Here is a 6,990-nt window from a genome sequence, read left to right on the forward strand (position 1 = left end):
CCTTTAGGGGAAATCGTTATCCAGGGACGTAGCAGCTCTTACACTCCCGCTTTGAAAAAGATGAGAGTATTAGAGCTGCTAGTCATCGGATTAAATAGTGAACATAAATAAATTATACTCCTTATATTTTATATATGTTCACTACCATATTCAATATTATTTAAACAGATTTTTCAATATATCTTCTATTTTAAATTTTATTACTATATTATTATCTTCCGTATTATCCGCTAAAGCATCACCAACTTCTTTAATCTCCTCTATTTTTTCACTACTAACATTTTCTGAATTAGTGTTATCCACCATATTGAATTCTTCATCATCTAAAACTTTTTTCATTTCCTCTTCAGTCTCTTCATATGCAACTTCACCTTTTGTTATATCTACAAAACATATAGGAGGAAACATAACACACCACCAATTTTGGCCTTCACCAGTTCCAATTATTATTCTATATGCTTCATATTCTCCTTGAGGCAAAGTAATATTACCATAAGTTTTAACAGGAAAATTCTCCTTATCTAGGGTAGATTCTACAGAATAGTCATAACCATTTTCTTTTATAACTTCTCTCGCTATCTCAAGAACTTTTTTGTTTTCTCTACTTAAAATCTCTCTCGATTCTTCTATATTTTTACTGTTTTTTAAAAGTGGTTGTACATATTCTAAAACTTTATCTCTAACTTTAAGCTTTAGATTTTGATCTTTCTCGCTATCACTATTAGCAATAACGTGAAACCTAATTAACTTTCCTGATATATCTTCTATTGAAACATTATCAGACATCTTATTTTCAGAAATAAAATTAGCTGCTTCAACTCCCTGTATCTTAACTAAAAGTATAACTATAAAAAATATGGTAACAACTATAGATATAATTTTTTTCATTGTTTCTTCCTCCTAAAACTTAAAATCATATCTTAATTGTTACCACATGGACAAGTTATATTCACTTTTATTAATAATTTTATTAATATTATAGAACACCATACTTTTAATGTTTAATTTGATAACCCTATATTTCTTATATCATTCTTCACTTCAATAGATATTTCTGCATTTTCAAGAGCCTTTGGCCAGTTATCTTTTACGTCATTCCAAATTCCTTTATGAAACCTTCTAATATCACTTCCAATATCTAATACATCTACTTTTAAATTATTTCTAGTAAAATCTATAAGCTCTTGGAAGTCCTTTTTCATAGACTCATTAAATTGTTGTTCAATCTCCTTTATAACTTCACTATCTAAAGATTCTGCTTTAGCATAATACCCCTTTAAAGTACCTTCTGTATCAATGGTGTACTTAAGCTTTAATTTATTATCTTCATAGTCTATATGTAAATCTCTATCTACATTTTTTATATAGTAATCTATATTATGCCCTTCTTTATTTATAGCCTTTCTACAAGAACCAATATCTCCTCTAAGTATTTGAATATCTGTCATCTGATTATTATCCAAATAATCCTTTATGGTAAAATCTTTTATAATAGCCATACCTGTAAGCTGTATATCTTTTTCATTTTCAAGAGAAAAAACTGGTAACGCACTAGAATTATAAGATTTAACCATATCTATGTATTTTGTTAAATTTACAGGTGCTACTGTCCCATTTTTACTACTGTTACCCATAAGACTAGTAATATAATTATCAATATTTTCTTCAGTTACAGGCTTAACTTCCACATAATCCTTGGCCTTCCCTTTAACTATAGTCATCATAATTGTTCTATTTAAACTTGGTTCTCTTTCAATATAATCCATTACTTCTTGTAAAACTTCAGGATACTTAAATAAGTCTTCACTTAAAAGTAATAGTTTACTATGTCCAAAGTGAAGAGTTCTACTGCTCTTTGCAAGGGCTTTAAAGTATGTATCCGTCATTGAATACCCTTCTACCGTTATAGAAAGTTCTGAAGCAGTACCCTTTTTAGAATCCATATTTCTAATGTCTGGAAATCCATAAGTAACTCTTAATGTATTATTTTCTTCAATACTCTCTTTTGATGTATTGTCCTTAGAATTTATTATTTCACTTCTAGCTTTAATATCTTCACCTACATCTATTGCTATGGTAGATACAAAGGCTTTTCTATCAATCTCTACACTATCCCAACATCCAGTAAGAAGTAAAGATATTATCATTATAGGAATAAGTTTTATTATCTTATTCTTCACTTTGCATCCTCCTTTTCTTTATATAGCTTAATAATAGAGTTATTCCTATCACAACTATAATTGTTGTAATGAAACCAATTCTTAAGTAACCAAATTTTAAATTTCTAACTTCTATAATACTTTTAGGTATCATAGCTGCTAAATATACTATAGGGACATATATCATAGATGATGTTCTAATATCATCTAAATTAAGACTCTCTTTTAATATGGAAGAAGCAAAGTAATATATATTAGCAAAGGATGTAAAATAAAATATTACCCACAAGGACATAACTAAACCATCCCATTTTTCCAAAAATCCACTTCTTGAACTTATAGATTGTAGCATTGTTATGGTTGGGAATATACTTTCAGCAGTTTGTACTGATGATAAAGTAGCAGACACTAAGATAAATATTATTACATAGAACAGACCTACAAAAATACTACTTCTTCTCAAAATAGGACCAATTTTTCCTTTTTCTCTTACATAGGGTATCAAAATAAAAGCAATAGAAAAGCCATTAAACAAAAATAACATTTCAAAACTAGATATAAAGTAGTTTTGAATAGGCGAAGCACCTATTGGTAAAAGATTTTTAAAATTTGCTTCTGGTAAAGTTAACAATAAAATTATTGCTAAAGGTAAAAACATAACCCAGAAGGCTATTTCATTAAAATGTACTACATTAGCAAGGCCTCCACGACTTAAATACATCCCTATAAATATAAATGTTATTATTATTACTTCAGTAGGTGTATTAACTAAAAGATACATGGTTATAACCTCAGAAAATACCCTAAGAGAAAATGATAATACAATTATTATCACCAATGAATATATTAAAGATATTATTGTTCCTAAAACGCCTCCATAGGTATCTTTTAATATAGGTGTAATATCCTTATATTTATTTATTTTAACTATTTCGTATATACAAAAAAGAATTAAACAAATTGCAATTCCTGCTATTATTGCAGATATCCAACTATCCGCTCCTACATATTTAGCTACAATAGCGGGAGCATAAAAAACTCCTACCCCTATCATGGATACTGATAAGCTAGCAAAGAGTGCAAATTCTTCAATAAATCCTTTATTTTTCATATTTCAACCTCCCAGCTATGGTAACACCTTATTTAGTACCACCTTGTCTTTTAGTTTTTTGTCTTACTTCATCTCGTGGTTTTAAGAAATGTGGCCTATCTTTAAAGACTTTAAGTGGCATTCTTACATATAGGTCTTTTAAATCACTCCAAATTAAATCTACTGCTGGAGCAAGGTATGGTATTCCAAAACTTTTTATTCTCGTCAAATGAATTATTAAGAATATAATACCTAGCATTATTCCATACAAACCAAAGACTGCTGCTAGAATAATAATCATTATTCTAAAATAAGTAAAGGCCGAAGTTACTGTATAGTTAGGTATTAAAAATGTTGTTATTGCTGTAAGTCCTAAAACTATGACCATTATAGGACTAACGAGTCCCGCCTCTACAGCCGATTGACCTATTATAAGTCCTCCAACTATACCAATAGTAGAACCAACTGGTTTCGGTAATTTTATAATAGCTTCAACTAGAAAAGCTAAACTAGCTTCCATGAGTAATACCTCTACATAGGCAGCAAAGGGTACTCCCTCTCTAGATGAAGCTATAGCATATGCTAGTTTTGTAGGAATTAAGTCTGTGTGAAATGTGGTTACAGCTACATACAAAGCAGGTAAAACTAAAGATACCAGTATTCCTACAATTCTGATGAACCTTACCATACTTCCACTTATCCAACTTGTATAGTAATCATCTGGTGATTGAAAGAAATCCACTAACACCGCTGGAACAATTAATGCAAAAGGTGATCCATCTACAATTATTCCTATTCTTCCTTCATATAAAGCAGCAGCTACCACATCTGGTCTTTCAGTACTTTGTACTTGAGGAAATGGAGTTCTATCATTATCTTCAATAAATTGTTCAACATAACCACTATCTAAAATTGCATCAATATCAATTCTATCTAATCTTTCCTTCAATTCTTCTAATACATCAGTATTTACTATGTCATCTATGTATACTATAGCCATATCGGTTTTAGATCTAACACCACATTGTCTTCCCTCAATTTTAAGGCCTACATCCCTAATTCTTCTTCTAAGAAGTGCTGTATTAAACCTAATAGTTTCTGTAAAACCTTCTCTAGATCCACGTATTACAGTTTCTCCTGAAGGTTCACCAACTCCACGATTAGGCCAAGCTCTATTAGCTACCACTAATGCTCCTTGTAGGTTATCAATTAAAACTAAACTTTCACCTGATAATATTGCAGTAATTCCATCACTTAACTTATTAACTTCTCTCATATCAGATATAGCTATAATCCTATCTTTTATTTCATTAGAATCAGTTACATCTCCACTCATCTTCATCATAGGTTCAAGTAAAAAATCATTTAATAATTCCTTATCTGCCATACCATCTATATATATGACTCCACAAAGGATATCTCCAAACTTAAATTCCCTAAATACCATGTCGGATGTATCTTTAAATAATTTCTTAAGATAATCCATATTCTCTCTTGTGCTATTAGAAATATGTTCACGAATTTGATCCTTCATATAGATATCTCCTTCCCTTCAGTGCCACAAAATTAAAAATCTAATTTCTTCTGTATCTATTATTTTAGATAACGATTCCTCTCAGAATAAACATTCCAACCACAACTAACATCATAGCTATCCCAATTACTAAGCTTTGTTTTTTAGCTTTATGCTTATCCTCTCTTGAAAAATACCTTACGTCGCTACCTACCATCATATACCCAGATACTAATATTAGTATTACTAGGTATATATCAAATCTTTCAATTAAAAGTCTCATCATAAATTATCATCCTTCAAATTTATATTTTAATTAATCAGTTATCTAGAGCCTTAACAATTTCATGCAAACCTAGTTTTACCTTAATATAAAGTTTATATTCATAAACAGAGTTCTTTGCTTCAAAGGGAGTCTTTGCTCACACTGAAGCTTACTAATAGAATTCTTAGCATAAACCTTTAACCTTCTTAAAATCTAATTTAACGAAAAAATAAGAGTGCAATTCTCCTTGAATTACTCTCTTATCTCTAATTATATTAGGGCTATTATTTTACTAAAGAAATTCTAGATGGTTCTTGTAACAAAAACCTCTTTATACTTATCCCGTAACCTATCCGCACACTGATTTGCTTTATTAATGTCATTAAAAAAACCAAAAACAGTAGGTCCACTTCCACTCATCATTGCTCCTAGTGCGCCTTCTTTGCACATAAAGCCCTTTATATCCTCAATTTCCTTATGGTCCTTTATTGTTACAAGCTCTAGTAAATTCATCATATTATCAGCTACATATTTAACATCATCCCTAGCCATAGCTTTTATAACACCTTCCACATCTGGATGAACCTTTACCTCATTAAGCTTAAAACCCTTATAAGTATCCACTGTAGATACCCCAAAATTTGGCTTAACAACTACCATTAGTTTATCTTTAAAATCCTTAAGGGGAGTTATAACTTCTCCAATCCCTTCACAAAGAGCCGTTCCCCCTTCTATACAATATGGTACATCTGCTCCCAGTTTAACTCCAAGTAATCTAAGCTCTTCATTACTAACATTTGGCCTATATATATCCCTCATAGCTCTTAAAGCTGCTGCTGCATCAGTACTTCCTCCTGCCATACCAGCTTCTACAGGAATATTCTTTTCAATATGAACTTCCATCTCTCTTTTTATGCCATAGGTATCACAAAATAACTCTATTGCTTTATATACAAGATTTTTATTATCTGTAGGGACAAACTCCTTATTACTTGTAATATGTATTCCTTCTGCTCCTTTATTAAAAGTTAATTCATCATATATATTAACAGTTTGCATAATCATCCTTAAAAGATGATATCCATCTTCTCTTTTCCCAATAATATCAAGGACTATATTTACTTTACCATAAGCTTTTACCTTCATCTATTCATACACCTCACTACAAATGAGAATAATCCTTTTTATCCTTTACGTCAAGAACTCTATTTATAAGTGTGATACTCAGCTTAGCAAAATAAAATACCATGAAATATAGAGCTAATGCTACACTTCATGGCATTTCTATTTAATAAAAATATTAGATTATGCTATATCTAATTTAAAATCTTTAAACTGTAGCTCTTCCTGGTATAATTAATTTCTGAGATGGCTTAACTTCTTCCCCTTCAGCTAATTCATTAATATTCATAATTTCATCAACTGTAGTCAAGTATTTCTTAGCTATGCTCCAAAGAGTATCCTCTGGCTGAACTACATATATTATTATACTTGCTTTTTTCTCTGGAACTTCACCATCATTAATTGCCATGTTAACAACAAATTTATTTTTAATATTGTAATATACCTTACAATGAACTTTAACAATGGCTCTAATAGATACATTTCCAGCTTCTAAACTTCCCTCTATCATCTCTAGAGATATATTAGCATTTGCTTGCATATTTGGATTTGTTCCAGCTATATCAACCTTGCAACTAAAAGGAATCTCATCCTCTACAGTAACTAAATACTGCTCTTCATCCTCAGTTGAATATAAAACATCAACCTTTAATAATCCTTCAATTTCTATCTTATCATTTTTAATATTTTTATCAGTAATAGATACATTTCCTGTAGTCATTATAACTTTAATTGGTTTTAAATCATCATTCTTTACATCAATATCTCCTTTAACCAAACTTTCAGTATATCCATGACCTTGTATCACATTAATATTATTTTCTTTAATATCCATGTTTAA

Annotated in this window: 7 protein-coding genes; all 7 read right to left on the reverse strand. The window is 30.1% G+C overall.

The window, feature by feature from the left end:
• Positions 1 to 156 precede the first annotated feature (156 nt).
• On the reverse strand, positions 157 to 888 hold the full coding sequence (spoIIR, locus tag B2671_RS03640; protein WP_346869196.1) for a stage II sporulation protein R: 732 nt from the start codon (positions 886 to 888) through the stop codon (positions 157 to 159).
• Between the two features lie 113 nt (positions 889 to 1,001).
• Positions 1,002 to 2,180, reverse strand: a complete 1,179-nt coding sequence (locus B2671_RS03645; protein ID WP_346869197.1) for a Ger(x)C family spore germination protein — start codon at positions 2,178 to 2,180, stop codon at positions 1,002 to 1,004.
• Positions 2,170 to 3,270 (reverse strand): endospore germination permease, encoded by a 1,101-nt coding sequence (locus B2671_RS03650; protein ID WP_346869198.1) that lies wholly within the window; start codon positions 3,268 to 3,270, stop codon positions 2,170 to 2,172. Before B2671_RS03650 ends, B2671_RS03645 begins: the two co-directional genes overlap by 11 nt.
• 28 nt (positions 3,271 to 3,298) lie before the next feature.
• Positions 3,299 to 4,783 carry a spore germination protein gene (locus B2671_RS03655; protein ID WP_346869199.1) on the reverse strand — a complete coding sequence of 495 codons (1,485 nt, stop codon included), beginning with the start codon at positions 4,781 to 4,783 and terminating at the stop codon, positions 3,299 to 3,301.
• A 64-nt stretch (positions 4,784 to 4,847) separates the two neighbouring features.
• Complete coding sequence (locus B2671_RS03660) at positions 4,848 to 5,048, reverse strand: CLC_0170 family protein (RefSeq protein ID WP_346869200.1); 201 nt, start codon at positions 5,046 to 5,048, stop codon at positions 4,848 to 4,850.
• A gap of 282 nt (positions 5,049 to 5,330) precedes the next feature.
• A complete protein-coding gene (ispE, locus tag B2671_RS03665; RefSeq protein WP_346869201.1) occupies positions 5,331 to 6,173 on the reverse strand; it encodes a 4-(cytidine 5'-diphospho)-2-C-methyl-D-erythritol kinase in 843 nt (280 codons plus the stop codon).
• Between the two features lie 184 nt (positions 6,174 to 6,357).
• On the reverse strand, positions 6,358 to 6,990 hold a 633-nt coding region (locus tag B2671_RS03670; protein ID WP_346869202.1), incomplete at its 5' end, for a DUF3794 and LysM peptidoglycan-binding domain-containing protein.

This window comes from Clostridium sp. UBA5119, from assembly GCF_002414285.1.
GTDB lineage: Bacteria > Bacillota > Clostridia > Clostridiales > Clostridiaceae > Clostridium_J > Clostridium_J sulfidigenes.

What these genes read in the sequence shown, in the direction of transcription:
- spoIIR (WP_346869196.1), bottom strand. Translation starts at nt 888, where the DNA reads ATGAAAAAAATTATATCTATAGTTGTTACCATATTTTTTATAGTTATA.
- B2671_RS03655 (WP_346869199.1), bottom strand. Translation starts at nt 4,783, where the DNA reads ATGAAGGATCAAATTCGTGAACATATTTCTAATAGCACAAGAGAGAAT.
- B2671_RS03650 (WP_346869198.1), bottom strand. Translation starts at nt 3,270, where the DNA reads ATGAAAAATAAAGGATTTATTGAAGAATTTGCACTCTTTGCTAGCTTA.
- ispE (WP_346869201.1), bottom strand. Translation starts at nt 6,173, where the DNA reads ATGAAGGTAAAAGCTTATGGTAAAGTAAATATAGTCCTTGATATTATT.
- B2671_RS03660 (WP_346869200.1), bottom strand. Translation starts at nt 5,048, where the DNA reads ATGATGAGACTTTTAATTGAAAGATTTGATATATACCTAGTAATACTA.